Source organism: Cobetia sp. ICG0124, assembly GCF_004006355.1.
Classification (GTDB): domain Bacteria; phylum Pseudomonadota; class Gammaproteobacteria; order Pseudomonadales; family Halomonadaceae; genus Cobetia; species Cobetia marina.
Window position 1 is genome coordinate 116504 of sequence record NZ_CP024893.1, and the last position, 20241, is coordinate 136744.

The 20241-nt window shown below is 59.0% G+C and carries 22 protein-coding genes; all 22 read left to right on the plus strand.

Annotation, left to right across the window (positions count from 1 at the left end; genetic code table 11):
- Positions 1-101: 101 nt before the first annotated feature.
- The 22 genes from rpoB to rpsH all read left to right on the plus strand — a co-directional run bounded on the left by rpoB (position 102) and on the right by rpsH (position 20234).
- On the plus strand, positions 102-4178 hold the full coding sequence (rpoB, locus tag CU110_RS00560; RefSeq protein ID WP_077373342.1) for a DNA-directed RNA polymerase subunit beta: 4077 nt from the start codon (positions 102-104) through the stop codon (positions 4176-4178).
- A gap of 88 nt (positions 4179-4266) precedes the next feature.
- The gene (gene rpoC, locus CU110_RS00565; RefSeq protein WP_077373345.1) at positions 4267-8508 is read left to right on the plus strand and encodes a DNA-directed RNA polymerase subunit beta'; all 4242 of its coding nucleotides are present in this window, start codon (positions 4267-4269) and stop codon (positions 8506-8508) included.
- Between the two features lie 137 nt (positions 8509-8645).
- Positions 8646-9020 carry a 30S ribosomal protein S12 gene (gene rpsL / locus CU110_RS00570; RefSeq protein ID WP_077373348.1) on the plus strand — a complete coding sequence of 125 codons (375 nt, stop codon included), beginning with the start codon at positions 8646-8648 and terminating at the stop codon, positions 9018-9020.
- Positions 9021-9121: 101 nt separating this feature from the next.
- Complete coding sequence (rpsG, locus tag CU110_RS00575) at positions 9122-9592, plus strand: 30S ribosomal protein S7 (RefSeq protein WP_043334878.1); 471 nt, start codon at positions 9122-9124, stop codon at positions 9590-9592.
- 18 nt (positions 9593-9610) lie between these two features.
- Entirely contained in the window at positions 9611-11728 is a 2118-nt protein-coding gene (gene fusA / locus CU110_RS00580; RefSeq protein ID WP_065392571.1) for an elongation factor G, read from the plus strand.
- A 29-nt stretch (positions 11729-11757) separates the two neighbouring features.
- Complete coding sequence (tuf, locus tag CU110_RS00585; RefSeq protein ID WP_065392570.1) at positions 11758-12951, plus strand: elongation factor Tu; 1194 nt, start codon at positions 11758-11760, stop codon at positions 12949-12951.
- Positions 12952-13098: 147 nt separating this feature from the next.
- Positions 13099-13410: a 30S ribosomal protein S10 gene (rpsJ, locus tag CU110_RS00590; protein ID WP_024950650.1), complete on the plus strand. Its 312-nt coding sequence runs from the start codon at positions 13099-13101 to the stop codon at positions 13408-13410.
- A 146-nt stretch (positions 13411-13556) separates the two neighbouring features.
- Positions 13557-14195, plus strand: coding sequence for a 50S ribosomal protein L3 (gene rplC, locus CU110_RS00595; RefSeq protein ID WP_065392569.1), 639 nt, complete (start codon positions 13557-13559; stop codon positions 14193-14195).
- Positions 14196-14208: 13 nt separating this feature from the next.
- Positions 14209-14814 carry a 50S ribosomal protein L4 gene (rplD, locus tag CU110_RS00600; protein ID WP_065392568.1) on the plus strand — a complete coding sequence of 202 codons (606 nt, stop codon included), beginning with the start codon at positions 14209-14211 and terminating at the stop codon, positions 14812-14814.
- A complete protein-coding gene (rplW, locus tag CU110_RS00605) occupies positions 14811-15107 on the plus strand; it encodes a 50S ribosomal protein L23 (RefSeq protein ID WP_065392567.1) in 297 nt (98 codons plus the stop codon). Before rplD ends, rplW begins: the two co-directional genes overlap by 4 nt.
- A 16-nt stretch (positions 15108-15123) precedes the next feature.
- Positions 15124-15951, plus strand: a complete 828-nt coding sequence (gene rplB / locus CU110_RS00610; RefSeq protein ID WP_043334862.1) for a 50S ribosomal protein L2 — start codon at positions 15124-15126, stop codon at positions 15949-15951.
- Between the two features lie 22 nt (positions 15952-15973).
- Positions 15974-16249, plus strand: a complete 276-nt coding sequence (rpsS, locus tag CU110_RS00615; RefSeq protein WP_024950655.1) for a 30S ribosomal protein S19 — start codon at positions 15974-15976, stop codon at positions 16247-16249.
- 19 nt (positions 16250-16268) lie between these two features.
- A complete protein-coding gene (gene rplV / locus CU110_RS00620; RefSeq protein WP_043334859.1) occupies positions 16269-16601 on the plus strand; it encodes a 50S ribosomal protein L22 in 333 nt (110 codons plus the stop codon).
- Positions 16602-16611: 10 nt separating this feature from the next.
- On the plus strand, positions 16612-17304 hold the full coding sequence (gene rpsC, locus CU110_RS00625; protein WP_043334856.1) for a 30S ribosomal protein S3: 693 nt from the start codon (positions 16612-16614) through the stop codon (positions 17302-17304).
- A gap of 11 nt (positions 17305-17315) precedes the next feature.
- Positions 17316-17729 (plus strand): 50S ribosomal protein L16, encoded by a 414-nt coding sequence (gene rplP / locus CU110_RS00630; protein ID WP_043334854.1) that lies wholly within the window; start codon positions 17316-17318, stop codon positions 17727-17729.
- Positions 17729-17920, plus strand: a complete 192-nt coding sequence (rpmC, locus tag CU110_RS00635) for a 50S ribosomal protein L29 (protein ID WP_024950659.1) — start codon at positions 17729-17731, stop codon at positions 17918-17920. Before rplP ends, rpmC begins: the two co-directional genes overlap by 1 nt.
- Before the next feature lies 1 nt (position 17921).
- On the plus strand, positions 17922-18182 hold the full coding sequence (gene rpsQ, locus CU110_RS00640) for a 30S ribosomal protein S17 (protein WP_043334852.1): 261 nt from the start codon (positions 17922-17924) through the stop codon (positions 18180-18182).
- Positions 18183-18232: 50 nt separating this feature from the next.
- On the plus strand, positions 18233-18604 hold the full coding sequence (gene rplN, locus CU110_RS00645; protein WP_043334850.1) for a 50S ribosomal protein L14: 372 nt from the start codon (positions 18233-18235) through the stop codon (positions 18602-18604).
- Positions 18605-18619: 15 nt separating this feature from the next.
- On the plus strand, positions 18620-18937 hold the full coding sequence (rplX, locus tag CU110_RS00650; protein WP_043334846.1) for a 50S ribosomal protein L24: 318 nt from the start codon (positions 18620-18622) through the stop codon (positions 18935-18937).
- Between the two features lie 17 nt (positions 18938-18954).
- Positions 18955-19494: a 50S ribosomal protein L5 gene (gene rplE, locus CU110_RS00655; RefSeq protein WP_065392566.1), complete on the plus strand. Its 540-nt coding sequence runs from the start codon at positions 18955-18957 to the stop codon at positions 19492-19494.
- A gap of 9 nt (positions 19495-19503) precedes the next feature.
- Positions 19504-19809: a 30S ribosomal protein S14 gene (gene rpsN, locus CU110_RS00660; protein WP_043334842.1), complete on the plus strand. Its 306-nt coding sequence runs from the start codon at positions 19504-19506 to the stop codon at positions 19807-19809.
- Between the two features lie 32 nt (positions 19810-19841).
- The gene (rpsH, locus tag CU110_RS00665) at positions 19842-20234 is read left to right on the plus strand and encodes a 30S ribosomal protein S8 (RefSeq protein WP_065392565.1); all 393 of its coding nucleotides are present in this window, start codon (positions 19842-19844) and stop codon (positions 20232-20234) included.
- Positions 20235-20241: the final 7 nt, after the last annotated feature.

Below are 20241 nucleotides of genomic sequence, written 5' to 3' on the forward strand. Positions count from 1 at the left end.
CAAGGGAGGCTTGCCGTCCGCGCCTGATGGACATCGCCGCGCCATCAGGTATGAGCCGACCACGCATCGGTCACCCAAGGTGAACAAGCTGGGGAATACAGATGGCTTACTCATACACTGAGAAAAAACGCATCCGCAAGGATTTTGGCAAACTGCCCCAAGTGATGGATGTGCCTTACCTGCTGGCCATCCAGCTTGATTCCTACCACGACTTTCTCCAGCAGGACAGGGCGCCAGAACAGCGCCTGGAAGTCGGCCTTCACGCTGCCTTCAAGTCCGTGTTCCCGATTGCCAGTTTCTCTGGCAACGCAGCGCTCGAGTATGTCAGCTACCGTTTCGGTACGCCGGCGTTCGACGTAAAGGAATGTCAGCTGCGCGGAGTGACCTACTCTGCACCGCTGCGCGTGAAAGTGCGCCTGATGATCTACGACAAGGAATCGTCCAACAAGGCGATCAAGGACATCAAGGAGCAGGAAGTCTACATGGGGGAAATCCCCCTGATGACAGAGAACGGTACCTTCGTCATCAATGGTACTGAACGTGTCATCGTGTCTCAGCTGCATCGCTCGCCGGGTGTGTTCTTCGATCACGACAAGGGCAAGAGCCACTCGTCCGGCAAGTTGCTGTACTCCGCACGTGTGATTCCTTACCGCGGTTCCTGGCTGGACTTCGAGTTTGACCCGAAGGACAACGTCTACGTCCGTATCGACCGTCGTCGCAAGCTGCCGGCCTCCGTGCTGCTGCGTGCCATGGGCATGACCAGCGAAGAGATCCTCGGTACCTTCTTCGATACCACCATGTACCACATCGAGCGCAGCGGCTTCTCCGTTGAGCTGGTGCCGTCACGCCTGCGTGGCGAGACTGCCGCCTTCGACATCAAGGATGCCGATGGCAGCGTGATCGTGGAAGAAGGTCGTCGCATCACCCAGAAGCACGTCCGTCAGATGGAAAACTCCGGCCTCGAGCGTCTCGAAGTGCCGATGGAGTACCTCTACGGCAAGGTGCTGGCCAAGGATCAGATCGATCCGGCCACCGGTGAGCTGGTGTGCGAATGCAACAGCGAGATCACCCCGGAACTGCTGGAGAAGATGGCCCAGGCCAAGATCACCCAGTTCGAGGTCATCTACACCAACGATCTGGATTGCGGTCCGTTCGTGTCTGACACATTGAAGCTGGATACCACGCGTAACCAGCTCGAGGCACTGGTCGAGATCTACCGCATGATGCGTCCGGGCGAGCCGCCCACCAAGGACGCGGCAGAATCACTGTTCCAGAACCTGTTCTTCAGCGAAGACCGCTACGACCTGTCGGGCGTGGGTCGCATGAAGTTCAACCGTCGCCTGCGTCGCGAAAGCGATACCGGCAGCGGCGTGCTCGATCAGGACGATATCCTGACCGTCATGCAGGAACTGATCAGCATCCGTAACGGCAATGGCGATGTCGATGACATCGACCACCTGGGCAACCGTCGCATTCGCTCTGTGGGCGAAATGGCGGAAAACCAGTTCCGTGTCGGTCTGGTCCGTGTCGAGCGTGCGGTCAAGGAGCGTCTCTCCATGGCCGAGAGCGAAGGCCTGATGCCGCAGGATCTCATCAACGCCAAGCCGGTTGCGGCGGCGGTGAAGGAATTCTTCGGTTCCAGCCAGCTCTCCCAGTTCATGGATCAGAACAACCCGCTGTCCGAAGTGACGCACAAGCGCCGTGTCTCCGCGCTTGGTCCGGGTGGTCTGACCCGTGAGCGCGCCGGCTTCGAAGTTCGTGACGTTCACGCCACGCACTACGGCCGTCTGTGCCCGATCGAGACGCCGGAAGGCCCGAACATCGGTCTGATCAACTCCCTGGCGACCTACTCCAAGACCAACAGCTATGGCTTCCTCGAGACGCCGTACCGCAAGGTCGTGGATTGTCAGGTCACCGACGACGTCGTCGATCTGTCCGCGATCGAGGAAGGCGATTTCATCATCGCCCAGGCCTCCGCGACCGTCGACGAGAACAACCGTCTGGTCGACGACCTGGTTCAGGTGCGTCACCGTGGCGAGACTACCTTCATGGCGCCGGAAAAGGTCACCATGATGGACGTGTCTCCGCGTCAGGTCGTCTCCGTCGCTGCGGCATTGATCCCGTTCCTCGAGCACGATGATGCCAACCGCGCCCTGATGGGTGCGAACATGCAGCGTCAGGCCGTTCCGACCCTGAAGGCTGACAAGCCGCTGGTCGGTACCGGCATGGAGCGCTTCGTGGCGCGTGACTCCGGCGTCTGCGCCGTGGCACGTCGTGGCGGCGTCATCGACTCCGTCGATGCCAAGCGTATCGTCGTGCGTGTGCGGGAAGAAGAGATCATCGGCGGTGAAGCCGGCGTTGATATCTACAACCTGACCAAGTACGTCCGCTCGAACCAGAACACCTGTCAGAACCAGCGTCCGATCGTGCGCCCGGGCGACGAAGTCGCCATCGGCGATATCCTGGCCGACGGCCCGTCCGTCGACATGGGGGATCTGGCACTGGGTCAGAACATGCGTCTGGCGTTCATGCCCTGGAACGGCTTCAACTTCGAGGACTCCATCCTGTTCTCGGAGCGTGTGGTGCAGGAGGATCGCTTCACCACCATCCACATCCAGGAACTGACCTGTGTCGCGCGTGACACCAAGCTCGGGCCGGAAGAAATCACGTCCGATATCCCGAACGTCGGCGAGTCCGCACTCTCCAAGCTGGATGAGTCCGGTGTCGTCTACATCGGTGCCGAGCTGAATCCGGGCGACATCCTGGTCGGCAAGGTCACGCCGAAGGGCGAGACCCAGCTGACGCCGGAAGAGAAGCTGCTGCGTGCCATCTTCGGCGAGAAGGCGTCCGACGTGAAGGACACCTCTCTGCGTGCCCCGACCGGCATGAAGGCCACCGTCATCGACGTTCAGGTCTTCACCCGTGACGGCGTCGAGAAGGATCAGCGTGCGCTCTCCATCGAGCAGATGCAGCTGGCCGAGGTCCGCAAGGACCTGCAGGAAACCTACCGCATCGCGGAAGAGGCGACCTTCGAGCGTCTGCAGCGCAACCTGGTCGGTCAGGCGGTCAACGGTGGTCCGAAGCTCAAGAAGGGCGACGTGCTGACCGATGACTACCTCGAGGCCCTGCCGCGTCAGGAGTGGTTCAAGCTGCGTCTGCAGGATGAATCTCTCAATGAGCTGCTGGCCCAGGCCGATGAGCAGCTCGAGATCCGTCGTCGCGAGATGGACGAGCGCTTCGAAGACAAGAAGCGCAAGCTCACCCAGGGCGATGATCTGGCACCGGGCGTGCTCAAGATCGTCAAGGTATACGTCGCCGTGAAGCGCCGTATCCAGCCGGGTGACAAGATGGCCGGTCGTCACGGTAACAAGGGTGTCATCTCCGCGATCATGCCGGTGGAAGACATGCCGTTCGATGGTTACGGCGAGCCGGTAGATGTCGTGCTGAACCCGCTGGGTGTTCCGTCGCGCATGAACGTCGGTCAGATCCTCGAGACCCACCTCGGCATGGCCGCGCGTGGTCTGGGCGTGAAGATCGAGCACATGCTGCGCGAAGAGCGTGCCGAGCAGGTCAAGCAGATCCGCGAGTTCCTCGACAAGGTGTACAACACCGTCGGTGGCCGCCAGGAAGACCTCTCCGTGCTCAGCGATGACGAGATCATCACCATGGCGCACAACCTGAAGAAGGGCGTGCCGATGGCGACGCCGGTCTTCGATGGCGCCAAGGAACACGAGATCAAGCAGTTGCTCACGCTGGCCGGTATCCCTGATTCCGGACAGATGGACCTCTACGATGGCCGCACCGGCGAGAAGTTCGATCGCAAGGTGACCGTCGGTTACATGTACATGCTCAAGCTCAACCACCTGGTGGATGACAAGATGCATGCGCGTTCGACCGGCTCCTACTCCCTCGTCACGCAGCAGCCGCTGGGTGGTAAGGCGCAGTTTGGTGGTCAGCGCTTCGGTGAGATGGAGGTCTGGGCCCTCGAGGCGTACGGCGCTGCCTACACCCTCCAGGAGATGCTCACGGTCAAGTCCGATGACGTGGAAGGCCGTACCAAGATGTACAAGAGCATCGTAGATGGCGATCACACCATGCAGGCGGGCATGCCCGAATCCTTCAACGTGCTGGTGAAGGAAATCCGCTCGCTGGGTATCGACATGGAGCTGGAAGGCTGACGCCGAAAAGCCACAAGTATTGACGGTCCGCAAAGCCTGGTGTCAGCAGCCAGGCTTTGCCCATGACAACTCCGCAACGGAGCGACCCATGAAAGATTTGGTGAAAGTTCTCAAATCGCAGGCGCAGTCCGAAGAATTCGACGCCATCAAGATTACCCTGGCGTCTCCGGACATGATTCGCTCGTGGTCTTTTGGTGAAGTGAAGAAGCCTGAAACCATCAACTACCGGACATTCAAGCCGGAACGTGATGGTCTTTTCTGTGCCAAGATCTTTGGCCCGGTGAAGGACTACGAGTGCCTGTGTGGCAAGTACAAGCGGATGAAGCATCGCGGCATCATCTGTGAGAAGTGTGGCGTTGAAGTGACCAAGGCGGCAGTGCGTCGTGAGCGTATGGCTCACATCGAACTGGCCAGCCCGGTCGCGCACATCTGGTTCCTGAAGTCGCTGCCGTCCCGTATCGGCATGCTGCTCGACATGACTCTGCGTGATATCGAGCGTGTGCTGTACTTCGAAAGCTTCGTGGTCATCGATCCGGGCATGACGACCCTCGAGAAGGGTCATCTGCTCAATGATGAGCAGTACTTCGAGGCGCTGGAAGAATTCGGCGATGACTTCGATGCCCGCATGGGTGCCGAGGCCATCAAGGCGCTGCTCGAGGACATCGAGCTGGAAGAAGAGGTCGAGCGCCTGCGCGAAGAGATTCCGCAGACCAACTCCGAGACCAAGATCAAGAAGCTGTCCAAGCGCCTCAAGCTGCTGGAAGCCTTCTACTATTCCGGCAACAAGCCGGGCTGGATGATCATGGAAGTGCTGCCAGTGCTGCCGCCGGACCTGCGTCCGCTGGTACCGCTGGACGGCGGCCGCTTCGCGACCTCGGATCTGAACGATCTGTATCGCCGCGTGATCAACCGCAACAACCGCCTCAAGCGTCTGCTCGACCTCAATGCGCCGGACATCATCGTGCGCAACGAGAAGCGCATGCTGCAGGAATCCGTGGATGCACTGCTCGACAACGGTCGTCGCGGTCGCGCCATCACCGGTTCCAACAAGCGTCCGCTGAAGTCACTGGCCGACATGATCAAGGGCAAGCAGGGTCGTTTCCGTCAGAACCTGCTGGGCAAGCGTGTCGACTACTCCGGTCGTTCCGTCATCACCGTCGGCCCGACCCTGCGTCTGCACCAGTGTGGTCTGCCGAAGAAGATGGCGCTTGAGCTGTTCAAGCCGTTCATCTACGCCAAGCTGCAGGCCTCCGGTCACGCCAGCACCATCAAGGCCGCCAAGAAGATGGTCGAGCGTGAAGCCCCGGAAGTCTGGGATTTCCTCGCCGACGTCATCCGCGAGCACCCGGTGCTGCTGAACCGTGCCCCGACTCTGCACCGTCTGGGTATCCAGGCGTTCGAGCCGCTGCTGATCGAAGGCAAGGCCATCCAGCTGCACCCGCTGGTCTGCGCGGCGTACAACGCCGACTTCGATGGTGACCAGATGGCCGTCCACGTACCGCTGACGCTGGAAGCCCAGCTGGAAGCGCGTGCGTTGATGATGTCGACCAACAACGTGCTGTCGCCGGCCAACGGCGAGCCGATCATCGTGCCGTCCCAGGACGTCGTGCTGGGTCTGTACTACATGACCCGCGAGAAGATCGGTGCCAAGGGTGAGGGCATGGCCTTCGCGAACCTGGGTGAAGTCGAGCGCGCCTTCGGCACGCACAGCGCTCACCTGCACGCGATGGTCAAGGTCCGTCTGACCGAGACGCTCAAGGATGAAGAATCCGGCGAGCTGTACGAGAAGACGTCCCTGCACGACACCACCATCGGTCGCGCACTGCTGTTCCGCATTCTGCCGAAGGGCATGCCGTTCGAGCTGATCAACCAGGTGATGAAGAAGAAAGCCATCTCCGGTCTGATCAACGAGGCGTACCGTCGCGTCGGTCTGAAGGACACCGTCATCTTCGCTGACCAGCTGATGTACACCGGCTTCCGTCTCGCGACCTGGTCCGGCGCCTCCATCGGCGTCAACGACTTCGTCATTCCGGACGCGAAGAAGGTCATCATCGACGCGGCCGAAGACGAAGTGAAAGAGATCGAAGACCAGTTCTCCTCCGGTCTCGTGACCGCGGGCGAGAAGTACAACAAGGTCATCGATATCTGGGCGCGTGCCAACGACCGTGTCGCCAAGGAGATGATGGCGGGTATCTCGAAAGAGACCGTCGTCAACTGGAAGGGCGAAGTGGTCAACGGCGAAGACGGCAAGCCGATGGAGCAGGAGTCGTTCAACAGCGTCTTCATCATGGCTGACTCCGGTGCTCGTGGTTCCGCGGCCCAGATTCGTCAGCTGGCCGGCATGCGTGGCCTGATGGCCAAGCCGGATGGCTCGATCATCGAGACGCCGATCACCGCCAACTTCCGTGAAGGTCTGAACGTACTCCAGTACTTCATCTCCACCCACGGTGCCCGTAAGGGTCTGGCGGATACGGCACTGAAGACCGCCAACTCCGGTTACCTGACGCGTCGTCTGGTCGATGTTGCCCAGGATCTGGTCATCACCGAAGCGGATTGTGGCACTCAGGAAGGTCTGATCCTGCACCCGGTCATCGAAGGCGGTGACATCATCGTCCCGCTGTCTCAGCGTGTGCTGGGTCGTGTCGTGGCACAGGATGTCGTCGATCCGGTCTCTGATGAGGTCCTGATCGCACGCGGCACCCTGCTGGATGAAGCCTGGTGTGCACAGCTCGATACCATGGGCGTCGATGAGATCATCGTGCGTACCACCATCGGCTGTGAAACCGTGCACGGTGTCTGCTCGGCCTGTTATGGCCGTGATCTGGCGCGTGGCCATCAGGTCAACGTCGGTGAAGCCATCGGTGTCATCGCGGCACAGTCCATCGGTGAGCCGGGTACCCAGCTGACCATGCGTACCTTCCACATCGGTGGTGCCGCCTCGCGTGCTTCTGCCGTGGATAGCGTCCAGGTCAAGCACGGCGGCCACGTGCGTCTGCACAACATCAAGTCGGTCGAGCGCGCGGATGGCAAGCTGATCGTCGTCTCGCGTTCCAGTGCGCTGGCTGTCGCTGACGATCACGGTCGTGAGCGTGAGTTCTACAAGCTGCCGTATGGTGCCGAGCTGTCCGTACGTGACGGTGACAAGGTCGAATCCGGTCAGTCCGTCGCCAAGTGGGATCCGCACACTCACCCGATCGTCGCCGAAGTGGCGGGTCAGGTGCAGTTCACGGACATGGAAGATGGTCAGACCATCAACCGTACCACCGACGAGATGACAGGCCTGTCCTCCATCGAAGTCATCGAGAGCGCCTCACGTCCGTCCGCGGCACGTGACAAGCGCCCGATGATCATGCTGGTGGATTCCAGTGGCAAGCACGTGACACTGCCGGGCTCCAACACGCCGGTCCAGTACCTGCTGCCGGGCAATGCCGTCGTGTCCGCCGAGAATGGCGCAGCCGTCGGTGTGGGTGACGTCATCGCACGTATCCCGATGGAAGCGTCCGGTAACAAGGACATCACCGGTGGTCTGCCGCGCGTTGCCGACCTGTTCGAAGCACGTCGTCCGAAGGAACCGGCCATCCTGGCCGAGATCTCCGGTACCGTGACCTTCGGCAAGGAAACCAAGGGCAAGCGTCGCCTGACCATCACGCCGGCCGAAGGTGACCCGTTCGAGCTGTTGATCCCGAAATGGCGCCAGATCAGCGTCTTCGAAGGGGAAACGGTCGAGAAGGGTGAGGTCATCTCCGATGGCCCGAGCAATCCGCACGATATCCTGCGTCTGCTCGGCGTCGCGGAAATGACCAAGTACATCACCACCGAAGTCCAGGAGGTCTATCGCCTCCAGGGTGTCGGCATCAACGACAAGCACATCGAAGTCATCGTGCGTCAGATGCTGCGCAAGGTGGAGATCACCGATTCCGGCGATTCCAGCTTCATCACCGGCGACCAGGTGGAATACGCCCGTGTCGTCGAAGAGAACATGCGTCTCGAGGCCGAAGGCAAGTTCCCGGCCAAGTTCGACCGCATCCTGCTCGGTATCACCAAGGCGAGCCTGGCGACAGAATCGTTCATCTCGGCGGCCTCCTTCCAGGAGACCACACGAGTTCTGACCGAAGCCTCTGTCACCGGCAAGCGCGATTATCTCCGTGGTCTGAAGGAGAACGTCGTGGTGGGTCGCCTGATCCCGGCGGGTACTGGCCTGGCTTATCACGATGAGCGTCGCCGCCGTCGTGATGGCCTGCCGCTCGCACCGGCCCCGTCGGCACAGGACGTCGAGCAGGAGCTGGGTGCCCAGCTGACCGCTCTCGACGCGGACGACGACGACCTCTGAGGTCTTGAGCCCCGCCGTCGCTGACGGCGGGGTTGACGCCCTTGTGGCCCAAGCCCTAGAATATGCAGCCTTTAACAGTAGGGCAGGTGCATCCTGTCCGATTGTTGGAAGGCAGTACAACCCATTGGAGCAAGCAAATGGCAACCGTAAACCAGCTCGTGCGCAAGCCGCGCAAGCGTCAGGCGTCCAAGAGTGACGTCCCTGCGCTGCAGGCATGCCCGCAGAAGCGTGGCGTGTGTACTCGCGTATACACCACTACCCCGAAGAAGCCGAACTCCGCACTCCGTAAGGTCTGCCGTGTTCGCCTGACCAACGGCTTCGAAGTCTCTTCCTACATCGGCGGTGAAGGTCACAACCTTCAGGAACACTCTGTTGTTCTGATCCGTGGCGGTCGTGTGAAGGATTTGCCGGGTGTCCGTTACCACACCGTTCGTGGTGCACTGGATACCTCTGGCGTGCAGAACCGTAAGCAGGGCCGTTCCAAGTACGGCGCCAAGCGTCCGAAGGCGTAATTCAAAGTTTAATATCGGTCTGATAAGAGTAAGGTCGGGTGTCGCGTCCATCGCGAGGCATCCCGGGTTTACCTGAAGGACCCTTCTACTGAGGGCTTATCATGCCTAGAAGACGTGTAGCAGCTAAGCGCGAAATCCTGCCGGATCCGAAGTTCGGAAGCGAGCGCCTGGCCAAGTTCATGAACCACCTGATGATCAGCGGCAAGAAGTCTGCAGCCGAGCGCATCGTTTACGGTGCCCTCGACCGTGTTGCCGAACGCTCCAATGATGAGCCGCTGGATCTCTTCGACAAGGCGTTGGAAGCCATCCAGCCGATGGTTGAGGTGAAGTCCCGTCGTGTCGGTGGTGCTACCTACCAGGTGCCGGTCGAAGTTCGTCCGTCCCGTCGCCAGGCACTGGCCATGCGTTGGCTGGTGGACGCTGCGCGCAAGCGCGGCGAAAAGACCATGGTGCAGCGCCTCTCTGGCGAGATCCTGGATGCCGCTGAAGGCAAGGGTTCTGCTGTGAAGAAGCGTGAAGACGTGCACCGCATGGCAGAAGCCAACAAGGCCTTCTCCCACTACCGCTTCTAAACAACGGGGATACTCACCGTGGCACGCAAGACTCCACTTAAGCGTTACCGCAACATCGGTATCTGTGCCCACGTCGACGCCGGTAAGACTACCACTACCGAGCGCGTCCTGTTCTACACCGGCCTGTCCCACAAGGTCGGCGAAGTCCACGATGGTGCTGCCACCATGGACTGGATGGAGCAGGAACAGGAACGTGGCATCACGATCACCTCTGCGGCGACCACCTGCTTCTGGCAGGGCATGAACAAGCAGTTCGACGAGCACCGTATCAACATCATCGATACTCCGGGGCACGTTGACTTCACTGTTGAAGTCGAGCGTTCACTGCGTGTTCTCGATGGCGCGGTCGTGGTGCTGTGTGGTTCTTCCGGTGTCCAGCCGCAGACAGAGACTGTCTGGCGTCAGGCCAACCGTTACGAAGTTCCGCGCATGATCTTCGTCAACAAGATGGACCGCGCTGGCGCGGACTTCTTCATGGTCGTCGAACAGGTGCGCAAGCGCCTGGGCGCGAACGCCGTGCCGATCCAGATCAACTGGGGCGCGGAAGACGAGTTCAAGGGCGTCATCGACCTGATCAAGATGAAGGCGATCGTCTGGGACGAAGACAATCACGGCATGAACTATGAGCTGATCGACATTCCGGCTGAGCTGCAAGACACAGCTGCCGAATGGCGTGAGCACATGCTCGAGTCTGCTGCTGAAGCGTCCGAAGAACTGATGGACAAGTACCTTGAAGAAGGCGACCTGACCGAGGAAGAAGTCAAGGCTGCGCTGCGTCAGCGTACCCTGGCCAACGAAATCTGCCTCGTGACCTGTGGTTCTGCCTTCAAGAACAAGGGTGTCCAGGCGGTTCTGGATGCGGTCATCGAATACATGCCGTCTCCGCTTGAAGTCAAGGCCATCGAAGGTGAGCTTGACGACAAGGACGGTACCATCGAGACCCGCGAAGCTGACGACAAGGCTCCGTTCGCGGCGCTGGCGTTCAAGATCGCGACCGACCCGTTCGTGGGTACCCTGACCTTCATCCGCGTCTACTCGGGCGTGCTGAAGTCTGGCGATGGCGTCTTCAACTCCGTCAAGAGCAAGAAGGAGCGTGTCGGTCGTATCGTCCAGATGCACTCCAACTCTCGTGAGGAGATCAAGGAAGTCTATGCTGGCGATATCGCCGCATGTATCGGTCTGAAAGACGTGACCACCGGGGATACCCTGTGTGATCCGGACAACAAGATCGTGCTTGAGCGCATGGAATTCCCTGAGCCGGTCATCTCCGTCGCCGTCGAGCCGAAGTCCAAGGCCGACCAGGAAAAGATGGGTGTCGCACTGGGCAAGCTGGCCCAGGAAGATCCGTCCTTCCGCGTCGAGACCGACGAAGAGTCTGGTCAGACCATCATCTCCGGTATGGGTGAGCTTCACCTGGATATCCTCGTTGACCGCATGCGTCGCGAGTTCAATGTCGAGGCGAACATCGGCAAGCCGCAGGTGGCTTACCGTGAGACCATCCGCACCAAGGTCGAGCAGGAAGGCAAGTTCGTTCGTCAGTCCGGTGGTCGTGGTCAGTTCGGTCACGTCTGGCTTCGCATTGAGCCTCTGACTGCAGAGGACAAGGGCGACGACGAAGAAATGACCTTCAAGTTCGAGTCCGAGATCGTCGGTGGTGCGGTTCCGAAGGAATACGTGCCGGCCGTCGAGAAGGGTGCCGCTGAGCAGCTCAAGAATGGTGTCATCGCCGGTTATCCGATGATCGACGTCAAGGTCACGCTGTTCGATGGTTCCTACCACGACGTCGACTCCAACGAGACCGCGTTCAAGGTTGCCTCTTCCATGGCGATCAAGGCCGGTGCCCCGAAAGCGGGTGCAGTGCTGCTTGAGCCGCTCATGAAAGTCGAAGTCGTCACGCCTGAAGATTTCATGGGTGACGTCATGGGCGACCTGAACCGTCGTCGTGGCCTCGTTCAGGGCATGGATGATTCTTCCACTGGCAAGATCATCAATGCACTGGTGCCGCTGGGTGAGATGTTCGGTTATGCGACCGACCTGCGCTCACAGACCCAGGGCCGCGCAAGCTACTCCATGGAGTTTGCGAAATACGACGAAGCGCCGAACAGCATCGTCGAAGCCGTCATCAACCAGAAGTAACCGATTAGCTAACGAAAGAGGTTATAGCAGTGGCTAAGGAAAAATTTGAGCGTTCGAAGCCGCACGTCAACGTCGGCACCATTGGTCACGTCGATCACGGCAAGACCACTCTGACTGCGGCACTGACTCGTGTCTCTGCAGAAGTTTTCGGTGGTGACGCGCGTGCGTTTGACTCCATCGATAACGCCCCGGAAGAGCGTGAGCGTGGTATCACCATCTCCACCGCTCACGTGGAATACCAGTCCGAAGTGCGTCACTACGCGCACGTCGACTGCCCGGGTCACGCTGACTACGTCAAGAACATGATCACCGGTGCTGCCCAGATGGACGGCGCTATCCTGGTCTGTTCCGCAGCTGACGGCCCCATGCCGCAGACTCGCGAGCACATCCTGCTGTCCCGTCAGGTCGGCGTTCCGTTCATCGTTGTCTTCCTGAACAAGGCTGACATGGTCGATGACGAAGAACTGCTCGAGCTGGTCGAGATGGAAGTGCGCGAACTCCTGAGCGAGTACGACTTCCCGGGTGACGACACTCCGATCGTCATCGGTTCTGCTCTGATGGCTCTGGAAGGCAAGGACGACAACGGCATGGGTACTACCGCCGTTGCCAACCTGATCAAGGCCCTGGATGCGTACATCCCGGAGCCGGAGCGTGCTATCGACCAGCCGTTCCTGATGCCGATCGAAGACGTCTTCTCCATCTCTGGCCGTGGTACCGTCGTGACTGGCCGCATCGAGCGTGGTCTGGTCAAGACTGGCGAAGAGATCGAGATCATCGGCGTGCGTGACACCACCAAGACTACCGTTACCGGTGTCGAGATGTTCCGCAAGCTGCTGGACGAAGGTCGTGCTGGTGAGAACGTTGGCGCTCTGCTGCGTGGCACCAAGCGTGATGACGTCGAGCGTGGTCAGGTTCTGGCCAAGCCGGGCTCCATCAAGCCGCACACCAAGTTCGAAGCAGAAGTCTACGTTCTGTCCAAGGAAGAAGGCGGTCGTCACACTCCGTTCTTCAAGGGCTATCGTCCGCAGTTCTACTTCCGTACCACTGACATCACTGGTACCTGTGAGCTGCCGGAAGGCGTCGAGATGGTCATGCCGGGCGACAACGTCCAGATGGTCGTGTCTCTGATCGCTCCGATCGCCATGGAAGATGGTCTGCGCTTCGCTATCCGTGAAGGCGGTCGTACCGTCGGCGCTGGCGTCGTGGCCAAGATTGTCGAGTAAGGTTCTCCTTACCTGACACAGAAGGGGGCCCTGTTGGGCCCCCTTTTCTCGCATGTTTGACACCTGATGTCAGTCTGCCTATAATGCGCATCCTTTGAATGCGTGGGTGACGGCCTACGCCGTCGACATCCATTGGAGTTTTGGGCAATGCAAAACCAGAAGATTCGCATCCGGTTGAAAGCATTCGACCACCGTCTGATCGACCAGTCCTCTGCAGAGATCGTTGAAACTGCAAAGCGTACCGGTGCTCAGGTTCGTGGCCCGATCCCGCTGCCGACCCGTCGCGAGCGTTACACCATCCTGGTATCTCCGCACGTCAACAAGGACGCGCGTGACCAGTATGAGATTCGTACCCACAAGCGCGTTCTCGACATCGTCGAGCCGACAGAGAAGACTGTCGACGCGCTGATGAAGCTTGACCTGGCCGCCGGTGTGGACGTCCAGATCAAGGTTGACTGATACCTCACTAGTCACTGCGGCCCAGCGCTCTCAATGATGGAGCAGCAGCCGCCACGCCGGGATGGCGTCATACAATGTGCTAGTGGAATGCTCTGGAAAGGGCAGCCATAGCGGGTGACAGCCCCGTACACTAAAGGAGACTGAACATGTCTATCGGTTTAGTCGGTAAGAAGGCCGGGATGACCCGCGTCTTCACCGAAGCTGGCGCATCCGTGCCGGTTACCGTGATTGAAGTTGAGCCGAACCGCATCGTGACCATCAAGTCCGTCGAGACTGATGGCTACAATGCGATTCAGGTGACAACTGGTTCCCGCAAGGCCAAGCACCTCACCAAGGCAACTGCTGGTCAGTATGCCAAGGCGGGTGTTGAGGCTGGTCGTTCCCTGATGGAGTTCCGCCTGGAAGAAGGCGATGAAGCTCCTGCAGTGGGCGGCGAACTCACCGTATCCCTCTTTGAAGCTGGTCAGAAGATTGACGTGACTGGCACCTCCAAGGGTAAAGGTTTCCAGGGCGCAGTTAAGCGCTGGAACTTCCGCACCCAAGACGCTACCCACGGTAACTCACTGTCGCACCGCGCGCCGGGTTCCATCGGTAACTGTCAGACCCCGGGCCGCGTCTTCAAAGGTAAGAAGATGGCTGGCCAGATGGGCAACGTCCGTTCCACCGTCCAGAGCCTGGAAGTGGTCCGCGTCGACGCTGAGCGCAATCTTCTGTTGGTCAAGGGTGCCGTTCCAGGTGCTCCGGGCGGCGAAGTGATCGTGCGTTCCGCTGTGAAAGCTCGCTGAGGGGAATTAACCGATGAATCTTAATCTTGCAGGTGCAGGCGGCGCAGTAGACGTCTCCGATGCTACCTTTGGTAAGGACTTCAACGAGGCTCTGGTTCACCAGGTCGTCACCGCCTATCTGGCTGGTGCGCGTCAGGGTACCGTGGCTCAGAAGACCCGTTCTGACGTGTCCGGCGGTGGCAAGAAGCCGTGGCGTCAGAAAGGTACTGGCCGCGCTCGTGCCGGTACCATCCGTTCCCCGCTGTGGCGTTCTGGCGGTGTGACCTTTGCAGCACGTCCTCAGGACCACTCGCACAAGGTCAACCGCAAGATGTATCGCGCTGCCATGCGTTCCATCCTGTCCGAGCTGGTCCGTCAGGATCGCCTGGTCGCGGTCGACGCAATCACTGTCGATGCTCCGAAGACCAAGCTGCTGATCGCCAAGCTCCAGGAACTGGGCCTTGAGAAAGCGCTGATCGTCACAGAAGAGCAGGACGTCAATCTGTACCTGGCTGCGCGCAACATCCCGTATGTTGACGTCGTCAATGTCGCTGGCGCTGACCCGGTCAGCCTCGTCGGTTACGACAAGGTGCTGATGACTGTCGCTGCCCTGCGCAAGTTCGAGGAGAACCTGGGATGAATCAGGAACGCGTATTCAAGGTCCTGCTTGGTCCTCACATGACCGAGAAGGCCGCGGTCGCTGCCGAGAACAACCAGTACGTGTTCAAGGTTGCCAGCGACGCGACAAAGCCCGAAATCAAGAAAGCCGTCGAAGAGCTGTTTGGCAAGAAAGTCGATCGTGTTCAGGTTCTGAACATGAAAGGCAAGACCAAGCGCACCGCTCGCGGTGTTGGTCGTCGCGCTGGTTATCGCAAGGCCTATGTAACTCTGGCCGCCGGCGAGACCATCGAAGACTTCTCTGGCGCCGAGTAAGGCAGGAGTACGGAACATGGCAATTGTTAAGACAAAACCTACCTCCGCCGGTCGCCGCCACCTGGTAAAAGTCGTCAATGACGAACTTTTCAAAGGTCGCGCGTACGCTCCGCTGCTTGAAAAGCAGTCAAAGTCCGGTGGTCGTAACAATAATGGTCGCATCACTACTCGCCACATCGGCGGTGGTCATCGTCACCATTACCGTCTGGTCGACTTCAAGCGCAACAAGGATGGCATTCCGGCCATCGTCGAGCGCCTGGAATACGATCCGAACCGTAGCGCGAACATCGCGCTGGTGAAGTACCTCGACGGCGAACGTCGCTACATCATTGCACCGAAAGGTGTCTCTGCTGGCGACCGTCTCGAGTCCGGTGTCAACGCACCGATCAAGAAAGGCAACGCTCTGCCGCTGCGCAATGTCCCGGTGGGTTCCACCGTTCACTGTGTAGAGCTGAAGCCGGGCAAGGGCGCTCAGATCGCTCGTAGTGCAGGTACCAGTGCCCAGGTCGTGGCACGTGACGGTAACTACACCACGTTGCGTCTGCGCTCTGGCGAGATGCGTAAGGTGCTGTCCGAATGCCGTGCAACACTCGGCGAAGTGGGCAACTCCGAGCACAGCCTCCGTCAACTGGGCAAGGCCGGTGCTAAGCGTTGGAGAGGCGTGCGCCCGACCGTTCGCGGTGTCGCGATGAACCCTGTCGATCACCCGCATGGTGGTGGTGAAGGTCGTACCTCTGGTGGCCGTCATCCGGTCAGCCCGTGGGGCGTCCCGACCAAGGGTCACAAGACTCGCAAGAACAAGCGCACCGATAAGCTTATCGTCCGTCGCCGCAAGGCCAAGTAACAGATATTGAGAGGTAACGGCTGTGCCACGTTCACTGAAGAAAGGTCCATTTATTGACCTTCATCTGCTGAAGAAGGTTGAGACAGCAGTGGAAAAGAACGACCGCAAACCGATCAAGACCTGGTCGCGTCGTTCCATGATCCTGCCGAACATGGTCGGGCTCACCATTGCCGTCCATAACGGTCGCCAGCATGTCCCGGTTCTCGTTTCTGAGGAAATGGTCGGTCACAAGCTCGGCGAGTTTGCTGCCACCCGCACATACCGCGGGCACGCTGCAGATAAAAAAGCCAAACGGTAAGCCAGAGAGGATTTAAGAGATGGAAGTAGCTGCTAAGCTGCGCGGCGCTCGTTTATCCGCCCAGAAGGCCCGTTTGGTGGCTGACCAGGTGCGCGGTAAGCCGGTCGCCGAGGCGCTGAATCTGCTCGCTTTCTCACCGAAGAAGGCCGCGAAGATTGTTCGCAAGGTTCTGCAGTCCGCGATCGCGAATGCGGAAGAAAACAACGGCATGGACATTGACGAGCTTCGCGTCTCGACTATCTGTGTCGACGAGGGCATGACGCTCAAGCGCATCCAGCCACGTGCCAAAGGCCGTGCGGATCGCATCTTGAAGCGCACTTGTCATATCACCGTCAAGGTAGCCGAGAAGTAGGAGACGACCAATGGGTCAGAAAGTTAATCCGACAGGTTTCCGACTGGGTATTGTCAAGGATCATACCTCTGTCTGGTACGCCGAAGGCGCTACCTATGCCGACAAACTGAACAACGATCTGCAGGTGCGTGGATTCCTGGAAGAGCGTCTGAAAAGCGCTTCCGTGAGCCGCATCAGCATCGAGCGTCCGGCAAACAACGCCCGTATTACCATTCACACTGCCCGTCCGGGTATCGTGATCGGTAAGAAAGGTGAAGATGTCGATCGCCTTCGTCGTGAAGTTTCCGAGATGATGGGCGTTCCCGTCCACATCAACATCGAGGAGATTCGCAAGCCGGAACTCGATGCCAAGCTGGTCGCTGCCAATGTGGCAGGTCAGCTCGAGCGTCGTGTCATGTTCCGTCGTGCGATGAAGCGTGCTGTGCAGAACGCAATGCGTCTGGGCGCCAAGGGCATCAAGATTCAGCTCTCCGGTCGTCTCGGCGGTGCCGAAATCGCCCGTACCGAATGGTACCGCGAAGGCCGCGTTCCGCTTCACACCCTGCGTGCTGACATTGATTACTCCACCTTCGAAGCTCACACCACCTACGGCATCATTGGTGTCAAGGTCTGGATCTTCAAAGGCGAGATCCTCGGTGGCATCGAAGAGGTGCGAGCCAAGGCGAAGCAGCCCGCGTCCGCACCCAAGAAGAAAGGCAAGTAAGGGGGTAATCGATGTTACAGCCCAAGCGTATGAAATTCCGCAAGATGCAGAAAGGTCGCAATCGTGGCCTGGCGCATCGCGGAAGCAAGGTAAGCTTTGGTGAGTTTGGCCTGAAAGCCACCGGCCGTGGTCGTATCACCGCTCGTCAGATCGAAGCTGGCCGTCGTGCCATCACTCGTCACGTCAAGCGTGGCGGTAAGATCTGGATCCGCGTCTTCCCAGACAAGCCGATTTCCAACAAGCCGTTGGAAGTTCGTATGGGTAAAGGTAAGGGTTCTGTCGAGTACTGGGTCGCACAGATCCAGCCCGGCAAGGTCCTTTACGAGATCGAAGGTGTATCCGAAGAGCTGGCCCGTGAAGCATTCAGTCTGGCCGCTATGAAGATGCCGATCTCCACCACCTTTGTTAAGCGGACGGTGATGTGATGAAAGCCCAAGAACTCCGTGAAAAGTCAGTCGAGGCGCTCCAGGAGCAGTTGTTCGAACTGCTGCGTGAGCAATTCAATCTGCGCATGCAGAAGGCTACCGGTCAGCTGAGCCAGGTTCACCTGCTCAAGCAGACTCGTCGCCAAATTGCTCAGGTTAAGACTGTGCTCAACCAGAAGTCAGGTGAGTAAAATGGCCGAAGAAACTAAAGCACGCACACTCACCGGCAAGGTGGTGAGTGACAAGATGGAAAAATCCATCGTTGTCATGGTCGAGCGCCGTGAGCGTCACCCGATCTATGGCAAGTACCTGAGACGCTCCACCAAGCTGCACGCCCATGATGAGGCGAATCAGGCTCGGATCGGTGACACCGTCTCTATCGCCGAGACTCGTCCGCTGTCCAAGAAGAAAGCCTGGACCCTGGTCGAGGTGGTTGAACAGGCCAAGGGTTGATCCCTAGGCCAGTTCCCACCAGGCAGTCAGATTAGGTTTGGAGAAAACCGATGATTCAGACTCAGACAATGCTGGATGTCGCCGACAACAGTGGCGCGCGCCGGGTGCAATGCATCAAGGTGCTGGGTGGTTCACACCGCCGTTACGCTCGTGTTGGAGACATCATCAAGGTCACCGTCAAAGAAGCTATCCCGCGTGGCAAGGTCAAGAAAGGCCAAGTCATGAAGGCAGTGGTCGTTCGTACCAAAGCCGGTGTCCGTCGTAATGACGGTTCCGTGATCCGCTTCGACGGTAATGCGGCCGTTCTGTTGAATAACACCAACGAACAGCCGATCGGTACCCGTATCTTCGGCCCGGTTACCCGTGAACTTCGCAGTGAGAAGTTCATGAAGATCATTTCCCTGGCGCCCGAAGTGCTGTAAGGAGCGGAAGCGGATATGCAAAAGATCAAACGTGACGATGAAGTCATCGTCATCGCCGGGAAGGACAAGGGCAAGCGCGGTACCATCAGCAAGGTGCTGAAAGGTGAGCGTCTGCTAGTGTCCGGTGTGAACATGATCAAGCGTCACACCAAGCCCAACCCGATGCTGGGCACCCAGGGGGGTATCGTCGAGCGCGAGGCTCCGATTCACGCGTCCAACGTGGCCATCTTCAACCAGGAGACCGGCAAGGCGGATCGTGTCGGTATCCAGGTTCAGGAAGACGGTACTAAGGTACGCATCTTTAAGTCGACTCAGAAGCTGATCGACGCCTAACGCGAGTCGGGTACAACATGGCGAACTTGAAAGAACGTTATCAGAACGAAGTGGCCGCCCAGCTTAAAGAGCAGTTCGGCTACGCCAACGTGATGCAGGTGCCGCGTATCACCAAGGTGACCCTGAACATGGGCATCGGTGAAGCCACCGCTGACAAGAAGCTGATCGACAACGCGTTTGCCGATCTCCAGATGCTGTCTGGTCAGAAGCCGATCATCACCAAGGCACGCAAGTCCATCGCTGGCTTCAAGGTCCGCGAAGGATGGCCGATCGGTGTCAAGGTGACCCTGCGCAGCGATCGTATGTGGGACTTCCTGGACCGTCTCGTGAACGTGGCTATCCCGCGCGTTCGTGACTTCCGCGGTCTGAACCCGAAGTCCTTCGATGGCCGTGGAAACTACTCCATGGGTGTGCGTGAGCAGATCATCTTCCCGGAGATCGAGTATGATAAGATCGACCGGATTCGTGGCCTGGACATCACCATCACCACTAGCGCCAACACCGATGATGAAGGTCGTGCGTTGCTGGGCGCGCTGAACTTCCCGTTCAAGAAATAAGGGTGGATCATGGCAAAGAAAAGCATGGTTGAGCGTGAGCTCAAGCGCACCAAGCTGGTCGCAAAGTACGCCGCCAAGCGCGACGCACTGAAGACCATCATCAATGACGTCAACGCTTCTGAAGAAGAGCGCTTCGACGCACAGCTGAAACTGCAGCAGCTGCCGCGTGATGCCAGCCCGGTCCGTCAGCGTAACCGCTGCCGTATCACTGGCCGTCCGCACGGCTACTACAACAAGTTCGGCCTGAGCCGCAACAAGCTGCGTGAAGCCGCTATGCGTGGTGACGTGCCTGGTCTGACCAAGTCCAGCTGGTAACACCACTGCAAGAATTCAGGAGCGCAACGTAAATGAGCATGCAAGACACTCTGGCGGATATGTTCACTCGTATCCGCAATGCGCAGATGGCCACCAAGGAGACGGTTACCATGCCGTCTTCCAAGCTCAAGGTTGAAGTGGCCCGCGTATTGAAGGAAGAGGGTTACATTTCCGAGTTTGCTGTCGCAGAAGGCGCGAAGCCGGAACTGACCGTGACCCTCAAGTACTTTGAAGGCAAGGCGGTTATCGAGAACATCAAGCGTGTTTCCAAGCCGTCCCTGCGCCAGTACAAAGGCAAGGGCGAGCTGCCGAAAGTCGCAGATGGCCTGGGTATTGCGATCGTTTCCACCTCCCGGGGCGTGATGACCGATCGTGCGGCCCGTCAAGCTGGTGTCGGCGGCGAAGTCCTCTGCACCGTATTCTAGGAGTTTG